This window comes from Metasolibacillus sp. FSL H7-0170, from assembly GCF_038593115.1.
In the GTDB taxonomy this organism is placed as follows: domain Bacteria; phylum Bacillota; class Bacilli; order Bacillales_A; family Planococcaceae; genus Metasolibacillus; species Metasolibacillus fluoroglycofenilyticus.
On record NZ_CP151964.1, the window covers coordinates 3,803,567 to 3,829,527 of the forward strand.

The following is a 25,961-nucleotide window of genomic DNA, read 5'->3' on the forward strand; positions in this document are numbered from 1 at the left end:
GTTTTAGAATGTAGGAGGGATTGCAATGTGGAAATGGGAGGCTGATGGGCAGCCAAAGGCAGTTGTGGCAATTGTCCATAGTGCATATGAGCATCATCGCTGGTATGCTTGGCTCATTGAAAAGCTGCGTAGTGCAGGATTTCACGTTGTAATGGGAGATTTGCCAGGCCATGGAGAACAGGCACAGAATAGAGGCTACCATGATGAGGATTTTTTTAAATATGAGGACTATGTAAAACAGTTGGTAGAAATAGGGTTATCTGAAAACTTACCTGTATTTGTTATAGGGAATGGTTTAGGTGCAACAGTATTAATGAATGTTTTACAAAAAAAGAAATTAGAATGTGCAGGCGCCATATTTGTGTCGCCTTGGCTACAGCTCAAGCTACAGCCTGGTAAAATGTCAAATGCATTAACAAGTATTAGTGCGTTGACTTCTAGTGTCAAGCTTCAGCATGATATTACGATGCAACGGATGTCTCGAAATTATGAGGTATATGAGGAGCTAAAGGATGATGTTCCTCATAATACAACTGTTACAGTAAAGTGGTATAAAGATTTGCAACAGCTACTGAAGCGTTTAAAAAATGTAGAAGTGAAATTTCCGAATTTACCTATTTTAATGATGACGGGAGAAAGGGATTCAATTACCGATATACAAGTATCAAAAAATTGGTTATTACAACAACCATTAACGCATTTTCAATATAAAGAATGGTCGGATTGTCAGCACAGTTTATATTTTGAAATGGAAAGAGAAGAAGTATATTTATACACAAAAGATTTTATGAATAATGTGTTGCGCTCGTTAGGCTATATAATTTAACGATGTAAAAATACTAGAATAAAATATTTATTTGATAATAAATTTTGCGGGTTGTGTCATGTGAAAATACTTTACATACAATGTTGACTTTATTTGAAAAATAGGCATTGGAAACGCTTTATTAAAATATTTAATAGATGAAAATTGAGTATGCTAGATGTATTTCTAGTATACTTTTTTTAGCTTAAAGGCTTATGGAATCTAACTTTTCAGAATTTTGGGACACGAAATATTTAGAATCTTTTAAAAAATGTATTGCATAAAAAATGTATATGTAATATAGTAAATTTCAAAATAATACATTGTTTCAAAGGGGGATTTTGATGGAGTCAGTTGTAGGTTTTTTAAATGATGTTTTGTGGGGACCATGGTTTATTTATGCTATTTTGCTAGTTGGACTATTTTTCTCGATTATTACTCGTTTTTTACAAGTACGCCTTATTAAAGACATGTTTGTGTTGATGTTCAAAGGGGAGAAATCTGATAAGGGTATTTCATCATTCCAAGCGATGTCTATTGCTTTATCAGGACGCGTAGGTACAGGTAATATCGCAGGTACAGCAACTGCGATTGGTATGGGGGGACCTGGTGCTGTATTTTGGATGTGGGCTATTGCCTTTATTGGTGCCGCAACAGCTTATGTTGAATCTACTTTGGCGCAAATTTATAAAGAAGAAAAAGAAACAGAATACCGCGGTGGTCCTGCCTACTATATTGAAAAAGGTACAGGACAAAAATGGTTTGGTGTATTATTTGCAGTTATAGCAGTAATTGCAATGTTATTTTTAATGCCTGGTGTGCAATCTAATGCGATTTCAGGTGCGGTAGAAAATGCCTTTGGTTTAGCACCTTGGATTACTGGTGTTATTATTATCGTTTTATTAGGCACAATTATTATTGGTGGGGTTAAATCAATTGCGAATGCGGCACAAGTTATCGTTCCATTTATGGCTGCCGCTTATATGATTATGGCATTTATCATTATTGTGATGAATTTTTCAGAAATACCAACAGTTATCGGTTTAATTTTCTCAAGTGCATTTGGTGCTCAAGAAATTTTTGGCGGAATCGTAGGTTCGGCTATTGCTTGGGGAGTTAAACGTGGTATTTACTCAAATGAGGCTGGTCAAGGTACAGGTGCTCACCCTGCAGCAGCAGCAGAAGTATCTCATCCTGCTAAGCAAGGGATTGTACAGGCAGCATCTGTTTATATTGATACATTATTAGTTTGTTCAGCAACAGCGTTTATGATTTTATTTACAGGTATGTACAATGTCCATGATGAAAAAGGGGATAAAATCGTTGTTCAGCATGAATCAGCAGAATATGAAATTTACCCGACGATTTACACGGGTGAGTTTGGTCAAAATAATTATACAGGTGACGCTCAAATTTCATACGCACAATCAATTAAAGAAGGTGCTACTTATACACAACATGCTGTAGAAAGCGCTATTCCAGGCTTTGGTGCACCATTCGTAGCGATTGCATTATTCTTCTTCGCCTTTACAACAATAATGGCTTATTATTACATTGCTGAGACAAACGTTGCTTATTTATTCTCTGGAACAGCGGAGAAAATTGGTATATGGATTGCTAAATTCGCCATTTTAATTGCAGCCTTTTTAGGTACAGTACGTACTTCAGATTTAGCATGGGCTATGGGGGATGTTGGATTAGGATTAATGGTTTGGGTAAACGTCATTGCCATTTTAATCGTTATGAAACCAGCAATTGTTGCATTAAAAGATTATGATAGACAGAAAAAAGAAGGAAAAGACCCACAATTTGACCCTACTAAGCTGGGTATTAAAAATGCAGATTTCTGGGTTGAACGTAACAAAGGAAAATCATAAGGGAATAATGAAAGCTACCAAAAGTGTATGATTTGCTTTTGGTAGCTTTTTGTTTTAACTATGCTGAACCGCTTGTGTCGCAGGGGATTTTCTTAAAGAAATTGCTGCGCAGCCTAAAGCTGCGATAGCAAAAATGGCACCAAATATAGATAAGTAAATGGCAGATGAAGTGAAAGCAAATACGATGCCACCAACTGCTGAACCAATTGAAATGCCTATTTGTAATGCTGCGGTATTCAAACTTTGCTGAATATCGGATGTTTTCGGTGCTATTTGGATTAAATAATTTTGCAATGGCGGTGTCAATGCCCAGCTTAGTGCCCCCCAAAATACTGTGATAATTAAAAATAACGGTAATGCAATGATTGTAAATGGAATAAGAAGTAGCACAACAGTGAATGAGGCTACGACAAATAATATCGTTTTTTTCGTGCCTAGCTTATCATTTAGCCAGCCACCTAGCGCATTACCGCTAACAGAAGAAACGCCGAATAATAAATAGCAAGCGCTAATCCATGAGGCACTTAAATCAAAAGCTTCTACTAAAAAGGCTGTTAAATAGGCGTATAGCATATAATGCCCTGCTAGCATAAATAATGTCGTAAATTGTGCACTTAACACTTTGACATCTGCTAATGATTTTAGCTGTGTTTTTAATGGAATAATTTCGGCGACAGGCATTTTTTCTAGGAAAATGCTATTTAAGACGATCGATAAAACTGACAATACAGCAATACCTAAAAATACGGCACGCCAGCCGAATGCTTCTGTAATAAAGATGCCAAGTGGAACCCCAATTACGAGGGCTGAGCTCACTCCGATAAAAATATAGCTTAATGCTTTGGCTCGATAGCGTGGTTCTACAATTTTCGCTGCGATTGTGAGCGATAAAACGATAACTAGCGCCGTGCTCATCGCAGAAATAATGCGTGCAATCATAACGACTGTAAATGTCGTGCTTACATACATCATTAAATTACTTAAAGCAAAAATAACTAATGAAATAATAAATAATTGCTTTCTTTCAATTTTCGCTGTTAATGATAGAAGGAGTGGGGCAGATAATGCATAAATAAAAGCGAAAACAGTAATAAGTTGTCCCGCTGTAGAAATTGAAACATTTAAGTCTTTTGCAATATTAGGTAAAATCCCTCCTACAATTAATTCAACTAAACCAACCGCAAACGCAGTAATAGCAAGAATATACACTCTCCAGCTCATAAAATCATCCTTTCTTTCCAAACAAAAAAACTTCTGATTACAAAAATAAAAATTTTTGTAATCAGAAGTTTACGGTTTCTGGTAGAGACCCTCAAACCATATTATTGAGGTTATACATTCGTTATCCTAACATAAAATCAGTCGTCTGACAACTAGTTTATACAGTAAAGGGTTTGTTTATTATCCTTTGTTTTACAAATTCTATTAGGAAATCATTGATTTCTGTTACGGGGTGCAGGGGCAACTAATTTATTTCAGCCTTAGCCAGATTTCCGCACGAGGCCAACACGATGCTGGTCATGGAGGTGTTACCACAGGATGTCGCGACCTTAGTCGCCCCTTCGGCTACAATCAATAGTATGTACCTAATAAAAAACGCATCCCCTTAGTGACACACCTTAAAAGGAAGTTTGCTCTTTCATATAAGAAAAACACCGCTAACCCCAGCATTTCTCCATGTTTTCAAAGATGGCTTTTGCTATTTTCATAAGTAAATATTTTATCTAAACAGCAGAACAACAGCGTCCAAATGGCGGCTACTCTACGGCGTTTGGACGCTCTAAATTTCTCATCTTATAAAAAATCCCTTGCTTTTTGATTAAATCATCGTAATGACCAAACTCTACAAGTTGGTGCTCATAAATAACGAAAATTCGGTCAAAATGTTCGAGCTCATTTAGCTTATGCGTAATGCAAATAACCGTTTGAGGTAATGCTAATAATAAATCAGTGCAAAGGTTTGTTAAATTTGCATCAAGATGGGCAAATGGTTCATCTAATAAATAGACAGGTACATCACGTAGCAGGATACGAGCAAGTGCTAAACGCTGCTGTTCCCCACCTGATAAATTACGCGCTTGCTCTAAAACTTCTTGCTCCAATGCAAATGGTAATTGCAATTTATTTAGTAGCTGCTGCATGCGCATATTACTTTGTTCACTTAATAAATTATCCTTTATTGTACCGCTAAAAAAATGATTGTGCTGAAGCATAATTCCTAGTTTTTGCCAAAGTTCTTCGTGTTGAATTTTGGCGGTCGATTGTCCATTCCATAAAATTTCTCCAGCATTCGGCTGTAAATTATGAATAAGCAATTGGAAAAGTGTTGATTTGCCAGCACCGCTTGGACCAACTATGGCGATTTTTTCGCCCTGCTTTATCGTAAATGATACATTGCGCAATGCTTGAAAATCACTATTTGGATAGCGATAGCTAATGTTCATGGCCTGCAATGTTTGAAAATCACCCTTCTGTAAAGGTTGTACTGATAATGGGGCTGTCTCAAATGCTACCAAACGTTCATAGGCTTGTGCTGATTTTGCTTTATGCATTGGAACAGTGCCGAGTGGAATCGCTACTTCAAAAACAGTTAAAGCGATTAGTAGCAGCATCGCTAAGTAAAGCCCGTCTAAGGAGCCATTGACAACAAAATAAGCGCCAAGAACTACGACAGTAAAGGCGGTCAAGAGCGCAATCGCTTGGTTGACGAGCTGTGCCCTTAATGCAATTTTTTCTTCATTTTGCAAATCTTCCTCAAACAGAATGCTTAGCTTCTGCAAATTTTGCTCCGTAGCAGGTCGTTTGCCCGCAACAGTTAAGTCGGTTAAGCCGTAAAAATATTCCGTTAAGCTTTCTGTATACTGCTGCTGGCTAGTCGATTGCTGTCGGTTTTGCCAAAGCATCGGCAAAATCACAGTGCAAAGAATCATGCTAATGAATAATAGCAATGTAATCCAAACAGAAAACCAAATGGTCACAAGCATTGTGCCAAAGAAAACAAGTAATGCAACGAGTGGTGGATAAGCGACGCGTAAAAAAAATTGCTGTAATGTGTCAACATCTTTGGTCATGCGTGTTAATAAATCGCCACCGCGGTAGCTAGAAAGAAGGGAGTGCGCATGTGGTTGCAAGCTTTGAAAGAAGCGTAGTCGCACTTTTTCAAGCAAGGAAAACGTCACGCGATGTGAAATATAGCGCTCTGCATATTTGCTAACCGATTTAGCAACACCGAATAGCTTTAAAAAGGCTGTTAAAATTAAAATAATATAAAACGGCGGTAGCAGCGCTGCCTTTGAAATTAAAAAGCCGCTTTGTGCAAATAGGGCAACGGCTGTTAAGCCACTAATCGTTCCAGCTAAAAGTGCTAATAAAAAATCCCTTTTTTCACTTAAAATCATTTTCCACATGTTTTTCACCCCTTTTTCAGTTGCCCATTAATTACTTCATAAATCATATCAGCATGTGCGATGCTTTCGTAGCGATGTGCGACAATAACGACGGTACTGCGATGGTGAAATTGCTGAATAAGCTGATGAACAGCCTCTGCTGTTTGAACGTCGAGCGCGGCAGTGGGCTCGTCTAACAACAGAACGGACGGCTTTTTTAACCAAGCCCTTGCTAAAGCAACACGCTGCTGCTCTCCGCCGGATAAACCAAGACCGCCTTCCCCAATTTTCGTCTCAAGCCCATTCTCTAACTGACCGAACCATGCTGTGAGCTCTACTTGCTGTAAAGCTTCAAGCAATTGCTCATCTGAATAATTTGCCCCCATTTGCAAGTTTTCACGTAACGTTGCGGCAAATAAATAGGGCTTTTGCGATACGAGCATCATTCTTTCTCGCCATTTTGTTTCTTCTATAGTAGATTGTTCTTTTTCATCTATAAATAGTTGCCCTGCGTCAGGCTTGATTAACGCTGCTAGCATATGCAAAATGGTTGTTTTGCCATGACCAGATGGTCCGATGATAGCAACGGTTTGCTTTGCAGGAATATGCATTGTAATGGGCCCAATTTCTTGCTGTTGATATTGGATTGAAGCATTTTTTAAAGCGAGAGAGGGAGGTTCGGCAAAATGTGCTGTCCCCCAAATAGGCTCTCGCTTTGGTGTTTTCAACGTATCTTGTAAAATTTCTGCTGCGGCTAGGCTGCCTCTCCCTGTGTGAAAGGCGGCTCCAAGCTCCTTTAAGGATTGATAATATTCAGGAGCTAATGTTAAAACAAAAAAGGCTGGTGCAAAAGTAAGCGTTTGAAAAACAATCATGCGAAAGCCAATTTCTAACGCTACTAAGCCGATACCAAGCGTCGTAATAAGCTCGATAAAAAGGGTAGAGGCAAAGGCGATTTTCAAGACAGTGAGAGTTGCTTCCGTAAATTGCTTGTTATGTTCATTGAGTTTTTGCTCCTGCTCACGTGCTTTACCAAATAGTTTTAATGTTTGTAAGCCGTAAAGCATTTCCAAAAATGTGCTAGAGAAGCGATTCATTTTCGTTAGCTGCTGCTCAGATTTTGCCTTTGTTTGAATACCCACTAAAATATATGTTAAAGGAATAAAAGGAGCAGTAATTAGCATAATAATGGCACTTGTCGGATGCACGAAAAATAAGGTGATAATAATGCTTGCTGGTAGCGTCAAGGTTTTAATGAATTGTGGAATGTAATGTGCGTAATAGCCATGTAATTCTTGAACAGTATGCTGCAAAATAGCAATTTTTTCACCGGTAGGCTTGGCAGATGGTGTAGACCAATGTGCTATTAGTTGCTGACGTACCTTTGTTTTTACACGGCCTGCATAGAGATTTGCGCTAAGCTGTAAAGCTGCCTGTGTAGCAAGTCTTGTACAGATGGCAAGTGCTAAAAGCGCTGCAAATGGCAAAATAGCTTCAAATGATGATTTTTGAATAAAGACGCTATCAACAATTTTCACAATGCTATATGCTTGTCCAATAATCGTCACAGCAAGCATGGCACTATATAGTACAAACAGTAGCAAGTATTTTTTTTCTGAAACTGCAAGCTGCTTTAACCAGACCATCGATACACACCTCGCTTCTTGATATCTATATTGTAAAGGTATAATAAATTTGTCATTTTTGAAAAGGATTACACTCAAGCCATGAACCGTTTTACACACTTTGTGACAAAATTCTGTATGTCGATTATGTGAATAGACGTTTGTACGAAGCTACGAAAATAGATTACCGTAATATTTAATGCTACGATGAAGGCAAGTTAAGTAAGTATTCGTTGAAATATGACTAAGGGAGTGAAGAAGGTGGACTCAACTGTTTTTTGGAGTAGGGCTTTAACTGAGCTGACACTGTCGTTCCATATTATTTTTGCGACGATTGGTGTAGGTGTGCCGTTAATGATTTTAATCGCCCAATATGTCGGCTATAAGAAAAATGATATTCATTATACGATGATGGCAAGACGCTGGGCGCGTGGTTTTACTATTACCGTTGCAGTAGGAGTAGTGACAGGGACAATTATCGGTTTACAGCTGTCCTTGCTATGGCCACAATTTATGGAGCTGGCAGGGCAAGTAATTGCATTACCACTATTTATGGAAACATTTGCATTCTTCTTTGAAGCAATTTTCCTTGGTATTTACTTATATACTTGGGATCGCTTTAAAAATCCGAAATATCATATGCTGTTGCTTATTCCAGTAGGTATCGGTGCTTCCATGTCGGCTGTTTTTATTACGATTGTTAACGCTTTTATGAATGCGCCACAGGGCTTCACAGTAAAAGGTGATGCGCTTATTGATATTCAGCCCTTTATGGCGATGTTTACGCCAGCGATGCCAACAAAAATTGGCCATGTTTTAACGACAAGCTATATGACGGTTGCTTTTATTTTGGCAGCAATTGCAGCTTATCGATTATTGCGTGGGGAAAATCATATTTATCATAAAAAAGCGCTTGTTTTTACGATGAAGCTCGGTTTAATATTTGCGCTTGCTTCAGCAGTTGTTGGCGATTTTTCAGCAAAATATTTAGCGGAATATCAGCCGGAAAAGCTTGCTGCCGCAGAATGGCATTTTGAAACGGAGGAAGGCGCTGATTTAATTTTATTCGGTGTACTTGATAATGGAGAAGTGAAATATGAATTCCGCCTGCCGAAAATGCTAAGCTTTTTATCACATACTGATTTTAATGCAGAAGTAATTGGGCTTGATCAATTCCCAAAAGATGAGCATCCGCCACTTATCATACATTATTTCTTTGATATTATGGTGTCCATTGGCATCTTTATGATTTTATTATCCGCTGCTTTCGTGCTAGGGAAATGGAGACGCTGGTCTTGGGTCGAGGCGAGATGGTTTAGATGGCTTATCGTTTTAGGTGGTCCACTCTCGATTGTTGCTATTGAAGCTGGTTGGTGGCTTGCGGAAATGGGCCGTCAGCCATGGATTTTATACGGTATTATGCGCACATCAGAAGGAGCAACATCCGCGACAGGTGTAGAATATTTATTTATCGCCTTTGCCGTTGTGTACTTTATTTTAGGTGTTGGCAGTATCGTTATTTTACAGCGAATGTTTAAACGTAATCCGATTGAAAAGGAATTAAATTCAAGACAGGATGGTGAAAGCTCATGGCATTAGAAATATTAGGCATATCTGTGTTATGGCTCTTCTTGTTTGGCTATGTCATTGTTGCTTCCATTGATTTTGGTGCAGGCTTTTTCAATGCTTATAGCTTGGTTAGAGGAAACCATCAAACATTGACGAAAATTATTAAGCGCTATTTATCACCTGTTTGGGAAATTACCAATGTATTTCTAGTGTTTTTCTTTGTCGGTGTCGTCGGTTTTTTTCCGCAAACAGCCTATTATTATGGAACGGTATTAATTGTACCTGCATCAATTGCTTTAATTTTGTTGGCAATTCGAGGAAGCTATTATGCATTTGAAGCTTATAGCGGTGTTAGCGGACATAAAGGCTATGCGCTTGCATATGGCGTTGCAGGGCTATTTATTCCCGCCGCTTTTTCAGTCGTTTTAACAATTTCAGAAGGCGGCTTTGTCAATATGGATAGCGGGCATCCGAAGCTCGACTATGGCGCATTGTTAGCTAGCCCATTATCTTGGTCAATCGTCGTGCTTTCCGTTGTGGCAGTATTATATATTTCCGCTGTCTTTTTAACTTGGTATGCTAACAAGGCAGGAGAGCGTGATGCAACGGAAATTATGAGGAAATATGTACTTATTTGGGCAGGGCCGCTAATTATTAGTGCGTTCGGCATTATTATTGAAATGCGCCAATTAAACAATTGGCATTATGAAAATATGCTAGATGTTTGGTGGCTCTTTGCCTTGTCAGGCTTGCTCTTTATGGGAACTGTTTATTTCATATATAAGCGCAAGCACTATAATTGGGCATTAACTTTACTCATTGTCCAGTTTGCATTGGCATTTTTTGCTTATGGTGTTTCGCACTATCCGTACTTGCTATATCCACATTTAACAATTTATGATAGCTTTACCAACGAGGCGATGGCTATTGCATTAGTCATTGTATTTATAGCGGGACTTGCTTTATTATTACCGTCACTTTACTTAGTATTTCGCTTATTTGTATTTAATAAGGAATATGTGTCAGGTAAGTCTGACCACCATGTATAGGAGGGTGAAATCGTGAATGATTTTTTAATATTTGTTGCCCCATTTCTCGTCGTTGTTTTATCAGTAATAGCCGCCTTTTTTGTAGCAACACGCGCAAGCTGGGTGGATGAGGAATAAATAAAAGGGCATGAAGGCACTGAGGATAGTGATAAGTCATAGTTATTACTAAGAAAAGCACATTTTTTTTAGTGAATAATCAACTATTTTCAGTACATTACTTTTGTACTGAAAGCAAGATGGAAGGTATAAAAATCTCCGGGCGAGGAAATTGCAGTTAATTTAGCAGGTGTTTAGAGACGCTCGCTAAATTTAAAAGGGCTCAATCTAAGAACAACGTGTTCAGCCAAGGAGTAATTGATTATAGAAGCTAGGGCTGTCCAAAAAGCCGTGCATAGCTGGCTTTTTGGACAGTAGAGATGACGTTTTACAAAAGTGTTAACTCATATAAATAGAGAAAATCTCTTTTGAAAGTGTGACGAACACTGGCTTTAGCGGTGTTACCCTTCAGTAAAAGGGAAGCGATGAATGCGTCGTCACAACAAATTGGACTTTTAAGACAGCCTCTTTCATGTGTTTTAGGGCTTTATTTGATGACGGAAGTTACATATCCTTCATTTTCTCCAAGGCAATAACAAACGGAGGGGTGTTTTGCTGATTTAAAAATTCATAGCGTAGCACATGTACATATTTTTGAGGTAAGCTGCTAACGTAACGCAGCACCTCATCACGTTCCTCAGCCCCACCCTCATGTCCATGGTAAATCACGAGGACGATGATACCGCCTATTTTTAATAGCTGTAAAAGAGATTGCAGTGCTGCAATCGTAGTGTTTGGTTTCGTGATAATAGAATGGTCGCTCCCTGGTAAATAGCCTAAATTAAAAATGGCTCCTGCTACAGGCTTTGTGACATATTTTGCGATGTTTTCATGACCGTCCTTTAGTACAAGGGCACGATGCTCTAAGGCATTATCCAAAAGAAGATGTAATGTTGCATCCACTGCCTCTTTTTGCACATCGAATGCATACACATAGCCGTCATCTCCAACTAAGTTAGCTAAAAATAATGTATCATGCCCATTGCCAGCCGTTGCATCTACCGCGATATCACCTTCTTGAATCACATCTGCTAAAAGGCTGTGTGCATATTGTAATACTCGTTGTAATTTCATTTTTCGTCCACCTTATAAAACTTACTTTGCCAAGTGTTGCGGCGTTCTAACTCCGCATCAATTCCGTTTAAGACACTCCATTTATTAACGCTCCACATCGGGCCGACCATTAAATCAATTGGGCCATCTCCTGTAATGCGATGGACTATCATGTTAGGCGGAAGTATTTCAAGCTGATTGACAACAAGCTGAATATAATCATCTTGCTCCATCAATTGTAGAAGCCCTTTTTCGTATTGCTTTACTAAAGGTGTGCCTTTTAATAGATGTAGCAAATGGATTTTAATACCTTGCACATCAAGTTTTGCAACCTCTCGCGCTGTTTCCATCATCATATCGTAGGTTTCTAGCGGTAAGCCGTTAATAATATGTGTAACGATGCGGATATTATGACGGCGTAGCTTTTCTACACCTTCCACATATGTCGCGTAGTCATGTGCGCGGTTAATTAAATGTGCTGTTTTTTCATGCACTGTTTGCAGGCCAAGCTCTACCCATAAATAAGTGCGTTCATTTAATTCAGCTAAATACTCAACCACATCGTCTGGTAAGCAATCAGGGCGTGTCGCAATACTTATTCCCATCACACCTTCACAAGCAAGTGCCGCTTCAAATTTTTCCTTTAAAATATCTAAAGGTGCGTGGGTATTCGTGTATGCTTGAAAATAAGCCATCGTTAAGCCATCTTTCCATTTATGCTGCATTTTTGCTTTAATTTTTTCGAATTGTACAGCAATTGGGTCCACTTTATTACCTGCAAAATCGCCACTACCTGCCGCAGAACAGAATGTACAGCCGCCAAAGGCAACCGTACCGTCACGGTTTGGGCAATCGAAGCCTGCATCTAGAGCTACTTTATAAACTTTTTGTCCGAATTCATTACGTAAATAGCGATTCCATGTATAGTAACGCTTCCCGTCAGAAGGGAAAGGAAATTGGTTTATTACCACTATAGTCACTCCTCTAACCATTGATTGTAACACGCAATTTTATCATTTAACATGCAGAAAAATATTTTTCTTGTAAGTTTTGCAAAATAGGCATAGACTGTTATTTCGGATATTGAATAATTAATAAGGGAATTTCATGATAGAGTGCAATTGCTAGCTGAAAATAAAGGAGGAGAGAATGTGCCGAAACAAGTGTGGTATTTGGTCATAGGGATGTTTCTTAATACAGTAGGGAGCTCCTTTTTATGGCCATTAAATAGTATATATATTCATCATCATCTTGGAAAAACATTGACGATCGCAGGAATTGTTTTAATGTTGAACTCATTAGCAGCAGTTATCGGTAATCTATTAGGCGGCTATTTCTTTGATAAAATTGGTGGCTTTAAAACCATTGTCATTGGTGTCACCTTGAATATCGTTACGTTAGGGCTACTTGTGTTCTGGCATGATTGGTGGCCGTATGTCATTCTTTTAACAATTATTGGCTTCAGTGGTGGTGTTGTTTTCCCTGCGATGTATGCATTAATCGGTGCTGCATGGCCAGAAGGAGGACGTAAAGCCTTTAACACATTGTTTTTATCAAATAATGTTGGTGTAGCTGTCGGTCCAGCATTGGCAGGCTTTATCGCAGATGTTAATTTTGAATATGTATTCAAAGCGAATTTCTTTACGTATTTCATCTTTTTTACGCTCGTTGTGCTAACATATAAGCGATTTGATACGAAGAGCATGGCTCCGAAAAATGTGATTGCTGAAAGAGGGAACAAAGAGTCCAGAGCAGGGCTTTATGCATTATTAACTTTATGCTTGGCATTAGTGTTATGCTGGATGTCTTATTCACAATGGAGCGCCACAATTTCTTCCTATACACAAGGCTTAGGCATGTCTTTATCACAGTACAGTGTGATTTGGACAATTAATGGCTTGCTCGTTGTCGGCTTCCAACCAATTATTCGCCCACTCGTTCGCCGGTGGGAAAAGAAATTAAAGCACCAGCTCGTATTAGGACTTGTGCTTATGTCATTTTCTTTCTGCATCGTTGCAATAGCTGAAGAATTTACAATGTTTGCAACGGCAATGGTGATTTTAACGTTGGGAGAAGTGTTTTTCACACCTGTAATTCCTACCATTGCCAATCGCCTTGCACCTAAGGGACGACAAGGCTTTTATCAAGGTATTGTTAATAGCGCCACAACAATTGGTCGCATGATTGGTCCTTTATTCGGAGGATTGATGGTAGATTTATTCGATATGCAGACGTTGATGTGGAGTTTAGTCGTATTATTGCTCATAGCGATTATCCCCGCATGTGCCTGGCACGCAAACAATACGGAAAATTCAGAAAACTAACTACAGTTTAGAAAGAAAGCTAGTACCACGAATAATAATGGTACTAGCTTTTTTGCATACATTAATTCACTTCTTTCGGCAAATGACCTAACACCTGCTGACAAAAAGGAATGCAGTATAGGAACACCCCAATATGTGTGAGTAATGGTTAAATGACCAACATTATGTTAGGCAAAGCCTCAAGCGGATATCACATTTTTGAAGAGGGATCTTTGAGCAAGTTCAAAAAGTCTAGACTCAGTTACGCTAGGGCACGATTGATTTTGGCTATAAATCATAATCATCTTCGCAATAGGTTAAATAGAGGTCAAGGGTTGGATATTTTGTATGGGAAAGATAGGTGATAAGTGAATCTTGGTGTAAGAAGTTGAATGGTGTCGGTGCTTTAGTGTAGTAGTAATAATAAGAACTGTAGGGATAAAAGGCTAAGGTTTCTACTAAAGGAATGGTTGTATTAATCGGATTGCGGTGGATATAACGACTTACAACAATGATATCTAGGGGAGAGGGGACTAAATCTGAAAAAAATCTTTTTTCGTATAGGTGACCACTGTAGTCATATTTCTTTTTAAAATAATCACTGTAGCGCCTATTAATCATCGCCATAATTTTGCTATGAGGAACAAAAGGGGAATGGAGCAATAGGTGATAATGGTTTGGCATAATACAAAATGCAATAATTGAAAATTGATACTTTTGGTAGGTGTACTCCACAATGCGAAAAAAAGCTTGGTAGTCTGTGTGATGTAAAAAAATTGTTTGCCGATTATTTCCGCGCATAACTATATGGAAATAATGGTATGGTGACCAAAGGCGATGTTTTCTAGCCATAACAAACCTCCTTTTTATATTGTTATTAAGTTTAAAAAGAGCTAAAGATATTGTCAAATCACACTAGGCAATAAACTTTATATAAAATGTCGCAAATAGGAAAATTGATTATAAAAAATAGATGAAATTTTAAGTTTGGATAATAAATAAACACCAAAAATTTTTTTTGGTGAATTGTGTGAAAATTGTTTGCGTGCCAGGCACTTTAAAAAAGGCTTGTGCTTTCTAGCTAATTCCATTAGAATGAAGGCATTATATACAACGACTATGACAAGGAATAGTAAATTTCGACACTTTTTAGAGAGCTAGCGGCTGGTGTGAGCTAGCAAGTGAACAAATTGAACTCGCCTTTGAGTTGCTTTTAGTGAAAAAGATTAACTAGAAGCCGTGTTTTCGCGTTAAGAAGCTGGAGCTGAGTGCAGTGTCACTAATTTGGGTGGTACCGCGGGAGTCAAATTTACTCTCGTCCCTTTCTACGGAATGGGGCGAGTTTTTTATTTTTCTAAAAATTCTGTCACTTCAGTTTGAACGGTGGAAAACAAGTCGATACTATGATTTTGAGGAGGAGTAATATGAGTTTTAATCATCAAGAAATTGATAAGAAATGGCAAAAGTATTGGGCAGATAACAAAACATTTAAAACGGTGAATGACAACAGTAAACCAAAGTTTTTTGCATTAGATATGTTTCCGTACCCATCAGGGGCAGGCTTGCATGTAGGACATCCACTTGGCTATATCGCGACGGATATTTTAAGCTCGTTTAAGCGCATGCAAGGCTATAATGTGCTACATCCGATGGGCTGGGATGCTTTCGGGTTACCTGCTGAGCAATATGCACTCGATACAGGAAATGATCCTGCAGAGTTTACGGCGAAAAATATTGCGACATTTAAGCGTCAAATGAATGATTTAGGCTTTTCTTACGACTGGGACCGCGAAATTAATACGACAGACCCTAAATATTATAAATGGACGCAATGGATTTTTATCCAATTATTCAATCGTGGTTTAGCGTATGTAGATGAAGTACCTGTAAACTGGTGTCCAGCACTTGGAACGGTACTAGCGAATGAGGAAGTAATCGATGGTAAATCCGAGCGCGGCGGGCATCCGGTAGAACGTCGCCCAATGCGTCAATGGATTCTACGCATTACGGAATATGCAGACCGTCTATTAGAGGATTTAGATGAGCTTGATTGGCCAGAAAGCTTAAAGGAAATGCAGCGCAATTGGATTGGTCGCTCAGAAGGTGCGGAGGTCACATTTACAATCGATGGTACAGAGCACTCATTTGACGTTTTCACAACGCGCCCAGATACGCTATTTGGTGCAACATATGCAGTATTAGCACCAGAGCATAAGCTAGTTGCTGAAATTACAACAGCTGAACAGCGTGCGCAAGTGGACGCTTATCTTGATAAAGTAAAAACAAAATCAGACCTTGAGCGTACAGACTTAGCAAAGGAAAAAACAGGTGTATTCACAGGTGCTTATGCAGTAAATCCAATTAACGGTGCAAAAATTCCTGTATGGATTGCTGATTATGTACTTGCAACATACGGTACAGGTGCAATTATGGCAGTACCTGCTCATGATGAACGCGACTATGAGTTTGCGAAAGAATTCGGCCTAGAAATTAAAGAGGTGCTTGCAGGCGGTGATATTTCGAAAGAAGCATTTATTGGTGACGGTGAGCATATTAACTCAGATTTTTTAAACGGCTTAAATAAGGAAGAAGGTATTACAAAAGCTATTGCTTGGCTAGAGGAAAAGGGTGTTGGTGAGAAGAAAATTTCTTACCGTCTACGCGACTGGTTATTCTCACGTCAACGCTATTGGGGCGAGCCAATTCCTGTAATTCATTGGGAAGATGGTACAATGACAACTGTTCCACAGGAAGAGCTGCCTCTAATGCTTCCAAAAACAAATGATATTCGTCCAAGTGGTACAGGTGAATCACCATTAGCGAATATTGACGAATGGGTAAATGTAGTAGACCCAGTAACAGGTAAAAAAGGTCGTCGTGAAACAAATACGATGCCGCAATGGGCGGGTAGCTGCTGGTACTATTTACGCTATATCGACCCGGACAATGATGAAATGATTATCGACCCAGAGCTAGCAAAGCGCTGGCTACCTGTTGATATTTATGTTGGTGGAGCAGAGCATGCGGTACTGCATCTGCTATACGCGCGTTTCTGGCACAAAGTGCTATACGATATCGGTGTCGTGCATACGAAGGAGCCTTTCAAAAAGCTATTTAACCAAGGAATGATTTTAGGCGAAAACAACGAAAAAATGTCTAAATCGAAAGGTAATGTAATCAACCCAGATGATATTGTGGCATCACATGGTGCGGATACGCTTCGCCTTTATGAAATGTTTATGGGGCCACTTGAAGCATCCAAAGCATGGTCGACAAATGGCTTAGATGGTGCACGTCGCTTCTTAGACCGCATTTGGCGTCTATTCATTGATGATAACGGTGCTGTGAGTAGCAAAATCGTTGACACAAATGATGGTAAACTAGAGCTTGCTTATCATCAAACAGTGAAAAAAGTGACAGAAGACTTTGAAGCAATACGCTACAATACGGCGATTTCACAAATGATGGTATTTATTAACGAATGTTATAAAGTAGATTCAGTGCCGAAAGAATATGCTGAAGGCTTTGTACAAATGCTATCACCAGTTGCTCGTCATATTGCAGAGGAGCTATGGCAAAAATTCGGTCATACTGAAACAATTACGTACTCAGCATGGCCAACATTCGACCCATCAAAGCTGGTAGAAGATGAAGTAGAAATCGTTGTGCAAGTGCTAGGAAAAGTACGTGCAAAAATTAAAGTTGCTAAAGATATTTCGAAGGAAGACTTGGAAGCTACTGCATTAGCAGATGAAAAAGTAAAAGAATTTATTGTGGGCAAAGACGTAATAAAAGTAGTTGTTATCCCGGGTAAATTAGTTAATATTGTAGTGAAGTAGTGGAAAGAAGGGGGAGCTGTCGAAAAAGATAGCTCCTCCTTTTAATGTAACGAAAGTTTGTTTTCATTACTCAATTTAACCTTAGAGAAAAGCCGCAAAATTCAGTGTTTATCACATTTTAAAAGAAATCCAATAGCAGCTATAGCACGCTTTTGAGATGCCCTTAATGTATAATAGAAGAAATGCCAAAGACAAAGGATGACGACATGACAACATTATTGATTAAAGAAAATTATGTAAAAGAATTAAAAAATGGCTATCCATTAATTTTAAAAGATGCTGTAGAAAATGAGGATGCCTCAATCATAGAAGGAACACTTGTGAAATTAGTAGACAACAAGGGACAATATATTGCAACAGGCTATTATGGTGTGCAAAATAAGGGCGTTGGTTGGGTGCTAACACGTAACGCAAATGAACAAATTGACCGTGCTTTTTTTGCGAAGAGAATTCATGAGGCTGTGACATGTCGAACGAGCTTTTTTGAGGCAGATGACACAACAGCTTTCCGCATTTTTAACGGGGAAGGGGATGGCATCGGCGGTTTAACGATTGATTTCTTCAATGGTTTTTATATGGTGAGCTGGTATAGCGAGGGAATTTATACGTTCCGCGAGGATGTGTATGCGGCACTAATGGAAGTGGTAAATGCACGCGGTGTTTATGAGAAGAAACGCTTTAATGTGAACGGGCAATATGTGGAGCAGGATGACTATGTGTCAGGGGAAGAGGGCGAGTTTCCAATTATTATTCAAGAGAATGGCATGCATTATGCGGTAGATTTGAATGATGGGGCGATGACGGGTATATTCCTCGATCAACGTAATGTGCGTAAAGTCCTGCGCGATTCGTATGCAGCAGGAAAAACAGTGCTCAATACATTTTCTTATACAGGTGCATTTTCGGTGGCTGCAGCACTTGGCGGTGCAACAAAAACAACGAGCGTCGATTTAGCGAAACGTAGCTTGCCAAAAACAATTGAGCAATTTAGTGTCAATGCGATTGACTACGAGGCGCAGGATATTAAAGTGATGAATGTTTTTGATTACTTTAGCTATGCGGCCCGTCATCAATTAACGTTTGATGTTGTCATATTAGACCCACCGAGCTTTGCACGCACGAAAAAAATGACATTTAGCACGGCGAAAGATTATCCAAAATTGCTGAGAGATGCACTAACAATTACAGCGCCAAATGGTGTAATTATTGCCTCGACAAATAATGCTAGCTTCAATATGAAAAAGTTCAAAACCTTCATTGATAAGGCCTTTAAAGATTCAAACAAGCGCTATAAAATTTTAGAGCAGCACCAGCTACCGGAAGATTTTCAAGTGCCACATAATTACCCAGAATTTAATTATTTAAAAGTCGTTGTTATTCAAGTGCTTTAAGGGTAGGGAGTCCTTAGCTAGCTTTAAGAACATCTTTGTTTTTGTTTTATGATAAGATGTTTACTTATGAAAATGGAGAAATCCAACTTTGAAAAGAGGAGAGACATTGGCTTCAGCCGTGTTTATCTTAAGTAAAAGGGAAGCGATGAGATAAAGTGTTGTTAAAGTTTCATATAGACTTGTTTTAGATTCACCTCGACCAAACAGCTCGAAGAAATCTTGGTACAATAACGTGAAAGAGCTGGAAAGCTATAAAAAAAGTATTTTATTCTGTGTTTCTATTGATTTTTTAGGTGGTATCCAATTGCATCGAGGCGTTATAGATGTATATTTTGCTAACTAGGGGGGAATGGATGAAATATTTATATTTATTAAGCATTCTACTACTCGCAGGATGCTCTATAGATGAGCCGCAATCGTTTGTGTTCAATAAGCAACAAAACGAGGTACAGCAAGTGGCTGCAGAAAATTTACGAGCACCCTGGGCAATCGCAAAAATAGAAAATACTTTTTATCTAACGGAACGTGCGGGAAGCATTGTTAAAATTGAAAATGGAAAAATGGAACGACAGCAAGTTGTACTTGAGAAAGAGCTAGCAACAGTAGCAGAGGCAGGTTTATTAGGCTTTGTGCTTGCACCTGATTTTCAGGATTCAAAATTAGCCTATGCCTATTACACATATGTTGATAAAGTAGCGCAGTTTAATCGCATTATAACGCTTTATTTAGAGGATAATATTTGGTATGAAAAAGACTTGCTTATTGATCAAATACCAAGTGGGACATATCATCATGGGGGACGTCTAAAAATTGGGCCAGACCAAAAGCTATATGCAACAGCGGGTGACGCATCGGAAGCAAGCTTAGCTCAAAATCTCCAATCATTAGGAGGTAAAATTTTAAGAGTAAATTTGGATGGCTCGATTCCAAAGGATAATCCATTTCCTAATTCCTATATTTATAGTTATGGTCATCGCAATGCGCAAGGTCTTAGCTGGTTGCCAGATGCTACACTATACGCGAGTGAGCATGGTAGCGCTAAAAATGATGAAATTAATCAAATACAAGCAGGTCAAAACTATGGCTGGCCACTAATTGAAGGAAATGAAACACAGCAAGGGATGCATTCCCCACAGTTTACCTCAGGAACGGAGACAACTTGGGCACCCTCCGGAATGGATTTTTATGATGGTAAATTATATGTGGCAGCATTACGAGGCACAGCCATTTTAGCATTTGACATTGAAGCAAAGCAATACGAGGAAGTTGTAACAGGACTCGGCAGAATTCGCGATGTATATATTGAAGATGGTGTGTTGTATTTTATTAGCAATAATACAGATGGTCGTGGTAATCCACAGAAGTATGATGATAAATTATATAAAATCATTCTCTCCAATTAAGGTCTACTGTTTATACGATTATTTTGTCAACGAATTAAATGAATTCTCTGATTTTCCGCAGTGATATTTTACGATGAGTAACCGTAGGAGTACATGTTTTTTTAAGTGTCAGATACAAAAATTCCCCACCTGCAATCAAACTGTAACAATTGTTTGAAAGCTTGATATAACTATAATCGCATAATGGGGAAAGAAATTTCTTTCGCTTTCCGCAAAAAAATATGCTGAATGTAATTGACAAATAAAACATGCATTGTTAAACTGAACGAGTTGTTAAATTGGAAAGCAAATATTCAAAAAAGAGTCTTTCCAGCAAATACTTTTTGACCACTTTCGGTAAGCTTCATTTGCTGAGGAAAGTTAAGGCCATACGGACAGCCGGGTCAACTGCCGACTGGCAACGTCAAGTTGCTTTATTGATTGAGTTAGAAGCTCAAATTTTATAAGTTGGTTACTTTACAACCAGTGTAGAAATGCACATCAACTTGTGAAACGGTCAATAAGAGTAGTAAAAGTAATTATTTGCTATATAGACTCTAAAAAAACCTATTCGGTTATGTATGAATATTGAAAAGACTTTCCTCTTAGCACTGCTACGGGTTTATTTTGCGCCGTAGAAATGGGTTTTTTTACAAAGGGACTTTTCATAAACAATACATACAAAAGCAAGTGAGATGGTGCGTATACCGTTCACTTGCTTTTTTCTTTTGAACGGATAAGCACTGAATTTAGGGGGGAAAAGGATGAGTACACGATTGTCACAGCACGATGCACCAATTTACGATGCACTACAACAATTTAAAAGTAAACGCATCGTACCATTCGATGTGCCGGGGCATAAACGTGGACGCGGCAACCCTGAACTAACAGCTTTTTTAGGAGAGCAATGTGTCAGTGTCGATGTCAATTCGATGAAGCCGCTAGATAATTTATGCCATCCTGTATCTGTTATTAAAGATGCAGAGGAGCTAGCAGCACAAGCATTCGGGGCAGCTAATGCCTTTTTCATGGTGAATGGCACAACTTCAGCAGTGCAATCGATGATTTTAACAGCGTGTAAGCGCGGTGATAAAATTATTTTGCCACGTAACGTACACCGCAGCGTTATTAATGCGCTTGTTGTATGTGGAGCTGAGCCGGTTTATGTTAATCCAGATATGGATTACAAGCTGGGAATTGCACTAGGAATGAAAATTTCTCAAGTAGAAAAAGCGATTAAAGAAAATCCGGATGCTAAAGCAATTTTAGTGAATAATCCAACATACTATGGCATTTGCTCTGATTTACAGGGCATCGTCAAACTGGCGCATGACCATGAAATGTTAGTGCTCGTTGACGAAGCGCATGGCACACATTTTTATTTTGGTGAAAACATGCCAATTACGGCGATGGCAGCTGGTGCTGATATGGCAGCGGTAAGTATGCATAAATCTGGTGGTAGCTTAACGCAAAGCTCATTTTTATTAATGGGTCCTAAAATCAACGTTGGCTATGCACGGCAAATTGTCAATTTAACGCAAACGACAAGCGGCTCTTATTTATTATTATCAAGTTTAGATTTATCACGTCGTAATTTAGCGTTAAATGGCAAGGAGATTTTTGAGCATGTGATGAAGCTGTCGCAATATGCACGCGAGGAAATTAACAAAATTGGTGATTATTATGCGTATTCAAGCGAGCTAATAAATGGCGATAGCATTTACGATTTTGATGCAACAAAGTTATCGGTTCATACATTGGATATTGGTCTAGCAGGGATTGAAGTATACGATATTTTAAGGGATGAATACGATATTCAAATCGAGTTTGGCGATATTGGCAATATTTTAGCATATGTTTCTGTAGGGGACAGAGAGCGAGACATTGAGCGACTTGTTAGCGCATTAGCTGAAATTCGCCGTCGCTACAAAACAGATAAGGCAGGGCTTATTACGCAAGAATATATCGATCCGCAAGTAATTACAACGCCGCAATATGCGTTTTATGCAGAAAAGGAGCTTTTGCCTCTACGTGAAACGGTTGGACGCGTTTGTAGTGAGTTTGTCATGTGTTACCCGCCAGGCATTCCGATTTTAGCACCGGGTGAAAAAATTACCCAGGAAATTGTCGAATATATTGAATATGCGAAAGACAAGGACTGTACAATTATCGGTCCAGAGGATTTGGAAATTGCACGACTCAACGTGTTAACGGAGGTGCGGTAGGATGGATTTATGGTTTAGCGAAAGCCATACACCGAATGTAAGACTGTCGATAAAAGTAGATAAACAGCTATATAGCGCGCAAAGTGAATTTCAGCGCATCGATGTGTTTGAATCGAAGGAATTCGGACGCTTTCTTACACTAGATGGCTTTATGATGTTGACAGAGAAGGACGAATTTATTTATCACGAGATGATTACGCATGTTCCGATGGCTGTGCATCCGAATCCTAAAAAGGTGTTAATTATCGGAGCGGGTGACGGTGGTGTTGTACGTGAGCTTGTACAATATCAAGCTATTGAGCATATTGACTTAGTCGAAATCGACGAAATGGTCATTGAGGCGGCAAAAAAATATTTGCCACAAACAGCAAGCAAGTTTGATGACCCGCGTGTCCACATTCATATTGAGGATGGCTTAAAATATGTTCGGTTTTGTGAAAATGAATACGATATTATTATTGTTGATTCGACAGATCCATTTGGACCAGGCGAAGGCCTATTTACACGAGAGTTTTATGGGAGCTGTTATAAAGCATTAAAAGAAGATGGCATTATGGTTAATCAGCATGAAAGCCCGTTTTATGATGAGGATGTTGCTGCAATGCAGCGCGCGCATCAACGTATTATTGAATGCTTCCCAATTAGTCGTGTGTATCAGGCACACATCCCGACATATCCATCAGGGCACTGGTTATTTGGTTTTGCATCTAAAAAATATCATCCGGTAAAGGATATGAGTTCAAGCGTTTGGAAGGCCAATAATATTGCAACGAAATATTATAATTCGAATCTGCATAAAGGCGCATTCTATTTACCGAATTACGTACAAAAATTATTAACAGAAGTTGAAAACAAAGGAGACGAGTAAAATGGCAAAGGCATTAATTATCGGAGCAGGTGGCGTGGCATCTGTAGCAGTACACAAATGTGTACAAAATAGCGAGGTATTCGAGGAAATTTGTATCGCTAGTCGTACAAAAGCAAAATGTGACGAATTAAAAGCAAAATTAGATGGCAAAGGTACAATAATTACAACTGCACAAGTTGATGCAGACAATGTAGAGGAGCTTATCGCGTTAATTAACGAGGTAAAGCCTGATATTGTGATGAACCTTGCATTACCATATCAAGATTTAACGATTATGGACGCATGCTTAGCAACAAAAACACATTATATGGATACAGCAAACTATGAGCCAGAGGACACAGCGAAATTTGAATATAAATGGCAATGGGCTTACCATGATCGCTTTAAAGAAGCTGGTATTACGGCACTTTTAGGCTCAGGCTTCGACCCAGGAGTAACAGGTGTATTTACAGCACATGCTTTAAAGCATCATTTTGATGAAATCGAATATATCGATATTTTAGACTGCAATGGTGGTGACCATGGCTATCCATTCGCAACAAACTTTAATCCAGAAATTAATATTCGTGAAGTATCTGCGAATGGTCGTTACTGGAAAGAGGGCGAGTGGATTGAAACACAGCCAATGGAAATTAAACGTGTTTATAATTTTGAAGAAGTTGGCGAAAAGGATATGTACTTGCTATACCATGAAGAGCTGGAATCATTAGCGAAAAACGTACCTGGCTTAAAGCAAATCCGCTTCTTCATGACATTTGGCCAAAGCTATTTAACGCATTTAAAATGCTTAGAAAACGTTGGCATGACTTCAATCGAGCCAATTATGTTTGAAGGTAAAGAAATTATTCCATTACAATTTTTAAAAGCAGTATTACCAGACCCAGCATCACTTGGTCCACGTACAAAAGGAAAAACAAATATCGGCTGTATTTTCCGTGGTAAAAAAGACGGACAAGATAAAACTTACTACGTATACAATATTTGTGACCATGAAGCTTGTTATGCAGAGGTTGGTTCACAGGCAGTTTCTTACACAACAGGCGTGCCTGCGATGATTGGTGCAATGCTCGTTGTCAATGGCGAATGGAACAAGCCAGGTGTATATAATGTAGAGGAATTCAATCCAGACCCATTCATGGATGCATTAAATAAATGGGGCTTACCTTGGAAAGAAAGCTTCAATCCGGAGTTAGTTGACTAATGATGAAGTTTGAACAAGTACCAACACCAAGCTACGTTGTAGATGAAGTGTTAATTGAAAATAACTTGAAAATTTTACATGGGGTTATGGAGCGAACAGGCTGTAAAATTATTTTGGCACAAAAGGCATTTTCGATGTTTTCACTGTATCCGTTAATCGGTAAATATTTAAACGGTACTGCGTCAAGCGGTTTGTATGAGGCTAAGCTTGGTCGAGAGGAAATGGGGAAGGAAAACCATGTTTTTTCTCCAGCATATCGCGAGGATGAAATCGACGAAATTATCGAGCTATGCGACCATATCGTTTTCAATTCCTTTGCGCAAGTGGAGAAATTCGGAGCGAAAGTACGCGCAGCTGGCAAAAGCGTCGGCTTGCGTATTAATCCTGAATGCTCTACGCAGGAAGGACCTGAAATTTATGACCCTTGTGCTCGTGGCTGTCGTTTTGGTGTTACCTTAAAGCATTTCAAGCCCGAGTTATTGGGGCAAATTGACGGCATCCACTTCCATACATTATGCGAGCAAGATTCCGATGCATTGGCAGTGACACTTGATGCAGTAGAAGAAAAGTTTGGACAATGGCTACCGCAGATGAAATGGATTAATTTTGGTGGAGGGCACCATATTACGCGTGAAGATTATAACATTCCACTATTAGAGTCTTGTATTAAACGAATGCAGGATAAATATGGGCTAGAGGTTTATTTAGAGCCAGGTGAGGCAATTGCCTACAGAGCGGGTTATTTAGTTACGACTGTCTTAGAAACATTGGAAAATGGCATGGAGCTAGCGATTTTAGATACATCAGCATCCTGTCATATGCCAGATGTGCTTGAAATGCCTTACCGACCCCCACTTCAAAACTCGGGCAAAGTAGGCGAAAAGCCACATGCTTACCGCTTAGGAGGCCCGACTTGTTTAGCAGGCGATGTGATTGGTGATTATTCATTCGACCAGCCGTTAGCTGTAGGAGATCGTCTCGTATTTGAAGATATGGCGATTTACTCCATGGTAAAAAACAATACATTTAATGGGATGGCTTTACCTGCGATTGTTATTCAAGATGCGAATGGCGAGTGTCGCATTCAAAAGCAATTTAGCTATGAAGATTTTAAAGGACGCTTATCCTAATCCTAGCATATAGTTTAGTTTTAACTTCTTTTAGTAGAAGTCTCCCATCTCTATAGGTGTGAAGATGAATGCAAGCATTAGACGAGATTCAGTGGGTGTTCAAACATCCACTGAATCTTATTTTTTTATTATGCATAATACCTTTACGCAAGAGGTAATTTC

The 25,961-nt window shown here is 39.0% G+C and carries 18 protein-coding genes, 1 riboswitch and 1 other annotated feature; of the genes, 12 read left to right on the plus strand and 6 right to left on the minus strand.

The features are described 5' to 3' along the window. Nucleotides 1–25: 25 nt before the first annotated feature. Together MHH70_RS17910 and MHH70_RS17915 are read left to right on the plus strand one after the other, a co-directional pair. Nucleotides 26–826: an alpha/beta hydrolase gene (locus MHH70_RS17910; RefSeq protein ID WP_066161789.1), complete on the plus strand. Its 801-nt coding sequence runs from the start codon at nt 26–28 to the stop codon at nt 824–826. Nucleotides 827–1,149: 323 nt separating this feature from the next. Further along, nucleotides 1,150–2,682: an alanine/glycine:cation symporter family protein gene (locus MHH70_RS17915; protein WP_342472135.1), complete on the plus strand. Its 1,533-nt coding sequence runs from the start codon at nt 1,150–1,152 to the stop codon at nt 2,680–2,682. 54 nt (nt 2,683–2,736) lie between these two features. On the opposite strand, the gene MHH70_RS17920 is transcribed toward MHH70_RS17915, so the two are convergent. The 3 genes from MHH70_RS17920 to cydD form a co-directional block, all read right to left on the minus strand. Then, complete coding sequence (locus MHH70_RS17920; RefSeq protein ID WP_107943112.1) at nt 2,737–3,903, minus strand: MFS transporter; 1,167 nt, start codon at nt 3,901–3,903, stop codon at nt 2,737–2,739. A 38-nt stretch (nt 3,904–3,941) separates the two neighbouring features. Then, nucleotides 3,942–4,041: riboswitch (purine riboswitch) on the minus strand. Nucleotides 4,042–4,439: 398 nt separating this feature from the next. Then, nucleotides 4,440–6,089 (minus strand): thiol reductant ABC exporter subunit CydC, encoded by a 1,650-nt coding sequence (gene cydC, locus MHH70_RS17925; RefSeq protein ID WP_342472136.1) that lies wholly within the window; start codon nt 6,087–6,089, stop codon nt 4,440–4,442. Nucleotides 6,090–6,094: 5 nt separating this feature from the next. Beyond that, nucleotides 6,095–7,714 (minus strand): thiol reductant ABC exporter subunit CydD, encoded by a 1,620-nt coding sequence (gene cydD, locus MHH70_RS17930; protein WP_066161797.1) that lies wholly within the window; start codon nt 7,712–7,714, stop codon nt 6,095–6,097. A 240-nt stretch (nt 7,715–7,954) separates the two neighbouring features. On the opposite strand from cydD, the gene MHH70_RS17935 reads away from it, so the two are divergent. Together MHH70_RS17935 and MHH70_RS17940 are read left to right on the plus strand one after the other, a co-directional pair. After that, nucleotides 7,955–9,292: a cytochrome ubiquinol oxidase subunit I gene (locus MHH70_RS17935; RefSeq protein WP_235616037.1), complete on the plus strand. Its 1,338-nt coding sequence runs from the start codon at nt 7,955–7,957 to the stop codon at nt 9,290–9,292. Next, nucleotides 9,283–10,311 (plus strand): cytochrome d ubiquinol oxidase subunit II, encoded by a 1,029-nt coding sequence (locus tag MHH70_RS17940; protein WP_107943023.1) that lies wholly within the window; start codon nt 9,283–9,285, stop codon nt 10,309–10,311. The genes MHH70_RS17935 and MHH70_RS17940 overlap by 10 nt, the downstream gene beginning before the upstream one ends. A gap of 600 nt (nt 10,312–10,911) precedes the next feature. Here the strand turns inward: MHH70_RS17940 and MHH70_RS17945 are convergent. Together MHH70_RS17945 and MHH70_RS17950 are read right to left on the minus strand one after the other, a co-directional pair. Further along, nucleotides 10,912–11,481 (minus strand): class I SAM-dependent methyltransferase, encoded by a 570-nt coding sequence (locus MHH70_RS17945; RefSeq protein WP_066161808.1) that lies wholly within the window; start codon nt 11,479–11,481, stop codon nt 10,912–10,914. Further along, entirely contained in the window at nt 11,478–12,452 is a 975-nt protein-coding gene (locus MHH70_RS17950; protein ID WP_107943022.1) for a TIGR01212 family radical SAM protein, read from the minus strand. Before MHH70_RS17950 ends, MHH70_RS17945 begins: the two co-directional genes overlap by 4 nt. Nucleotides 12,453–12,611: 159 nt before the next feature. Here MHH70_RS17950 and MHH70_RS17955 point away from each other — a divergent pair, with 159 nt between their 5' ends. After that, the gene (locus MHH70_RS17955; protein ID WP_342472137.1) at nt 12,612–13,784 is read left to right on the plus strand and encodes an MFS transporter; all 1,173 of its coding nucleotides are present in this window, start codon (nt 12,612–12,614) and stop codon (nt 13,782–13,784) included. A gap of 267 nt (nt 13,785–14,051) precedes the next feature. Here the strand turns inward: MHH70_RS17955 and MHH70_RS17960 are convergent, their stop codons facing one another. Next, entirely contained in the window at nt 14,052–14,615 is a 564-nt protein-coding gene (locus MHH70_RS17960) for a transposase (protein ID WP_066161815.1), read from the minus strand. Nucleotides 14,616–14,873: 258 nt separating this feature from the next. Continuing rightward, nucleotides 14,874–15,089: a binding site (T-box leader), on the plus strand. Nucleotides 15,090–15,187: 98 nt separating this feature from the next. Between MHH70_RS17960 and leuS the strand changes: the two genes are divergently transcribed. The 7 genes from leuS to nspC all read left to right on the plus strand — a co-directional run bounded on the left by leuS (nt 15,188) and on the right by nspC (nt 25,799). Then, on the plus strand, nt 15,188–17,602 hold the full coding sequence (gene leuS, locus MHH70_RS17965; RefSeq protein WP_342472138.1) for a leucine--tRNA ligase: 2,415 nt from the start codon (nt 15,188–15,190) through the stop codon (nt 17,600–17,602). A 206-nt stretch (nt 17,603–17,808) separates the two neighbouring features. Next, nucleotides 17,809–18,993, plus strand: a complete 1,185-nt coding sequence (locus tag MHH70_RS17970; RefSeq protein WP_342472139.1) for a class I SAM-dependent rRNA methyltransferase — start codon at nt 17,809–17,811, stop codon at nt 18,991–18,993. 353 nt (nt 18,994–19,346) lie between these two features. Then, the gene (locus MHH70_RS17975; RefSeq protein WP_342472140.1) at nt 19,347–20,396 is read left to right on the plus strand and encodes a sorbosone dehydrogenase family protein; all 1,050 of its coding nucleotides are present in this window, start codon (nt 19,347–19,349) and stop codon (nt 20,394–20,396) included. Nucleotides 20,397–21,139: 743 nt separating this feature from the next. After that, on the plus strand, nt 21,140–22,600 hold the full coding sequence (locus MHH70_RS17980) for an aminotransferase class I/II-fold pyridoxal phosphate-dependent enzyme (RefSeq protein ID WP_342472141.1): 1,461 nt from the start codon (nt 21,140–21,142) through the stop codon (nt 22,598–22,600). 1 nt (nt 22,601) lies between these two features. Beyond that, complete coding sequence (gene speE / locus MHH70_RS17985; RefSeq protein ID WP_342472142.1) at nt 22,602–23,468, plus strand: polyamine aminopropyltransferase; 867 nt, start codon at nt 22,602–22,604, stop codon at nt 23,466–23,468. A gap of 1 nt (nt 23,469) precedes the next feature. Beyond that, the gene (locus tag MHH70_RS17990; RefSeq protein WP_066161837.1) at nt 23,470–24,669 is read left to right on the plus strand and encodes a saccharopine dehydrogenase family protein; all 1,200 of its coding nucleotides are present in this window, start codon (nt 23,470–23,472) and stop codon (nt 24,667–24,669) included. 2 nt (nt 24,670–24,671) lie between these two features. Continuing rightward, the gene (gene nspC, locus MHH70_RS17995) at nt 24,672–25,799 is read left to right on the plus strand and encodes a carboxynorspermidine decarboxylase (protein ID WP_066164282.1); all 1,128 of its coding nucleotides are present in this window, start codon (nt 24,672–24,674) and stop codon (nt 25,797–25,799) included. Nucleotides 25,800–25,961: the final 162 nt, after the last annotated feature.

Coding starts and splice junctions, on each gene's coding strand:
- cydC (WP_342472136.1), bottom strand. CDS start 6,089: ATGTGGAAAATGATTTTAAGTGAAAAAAGGGATTTTTTATTAGCACTT.
- MHH70_RS17980 (WP_342472141.1), top strand. CDS start 21,140: ATGAGTACACGATTGTCACAGCACGATGCACCAATTTACGATGCACTA.
- MHH70_RS17950 (WP_107943022.1), bottom strand. CDS start 12,452: ATGGTTAGAGGAGTGACTATAGTGGTAATAAACCAATTTCCTTTCCCT.
- nspC (WP_066164282.1), top strand. CDS start 24,672: ATGAAGTTTGAACAAGTACCAACACCAAGCTACGTTGTAGATGAAGTG.
- MHH70_RS17920 (WP_107943112.1), bottom strand. CDS start 3,903: ATGAGCTGGAGAGTGTATATTCTTGCTATTACTGCGTTTGCGGTTGGT.
- cydD (WP_066161797.1), bottom strand. CDS start 7,714: ATGGTCTGGTTAAAGCAGCTTGCAGTTTCAGAAAAAAAATACTTGCTA.
- MHH70_RS17975 (WP_342472140.1), top strand. CDS start 19,347: ATGAAATATTTATATTTATTAAGCATTCTACTACTCGCAGGATGCTCT.
- MHH70_RS17990 (WP_066161837.1), top strand. CDS start 23,470: ATGGCAAAGGCATTAATTATCGGAGCAGGTGGCGTGGCATCTGTAGCA.
- MHH70_RS17910 (WP_066161789.1), top strand. CDS start 26: ATGTGGAAATGGGAGGCTGATGGGCAGCCAAAGGCAGTTGTGGCAATT.
- MHH70_RS17915 (WP_342472135.1), top strand. CDS start 1,150: ATGGAGTCAGTTGTAGGTTTTTTAAATGATGTTTTGTGGGGACCATGG.
- MHH70_RS17960 (WP_066161815.1), bottom strand. CDS start 14,615: ATGGCTAGAAAACATCGCCTTTGGTCACCATACCATTATTTCCATATA.
- MHH70_RS17940 (WP_107943023.1), top strand. CDS start 9,283: ATGGCATTAGAAATATTAGGCATATCTGTGTTATGGCTCTTCTTGTTT.
- MHH70_RS17970 (WP_342472139.1), top strand. CDS start 17,809: ATGACAACATTATTGATTAAAGAAAATTATGTAAAAGAATTAAAAAAT.
- MHH70_RS17945 (WP_066161808.1), bottom strand. CDS start 11,481: ATGAAATTACAACGAGTATTACAATATGCACACAGCCTTTTAGCAGAT.
- speE (WP_342472142.1), top strand. CDS start 22,602: ATGGATTTATGGTTTAGCGAAAGCCATACACCGAATGTAAGACTGTCG.
- leuS (WP_342472138.1), top strand. CDS start 15,188: ATGAGTTTTAATCATCAAGAAATTGATAAGAAATGGCAAAAGTATTGG.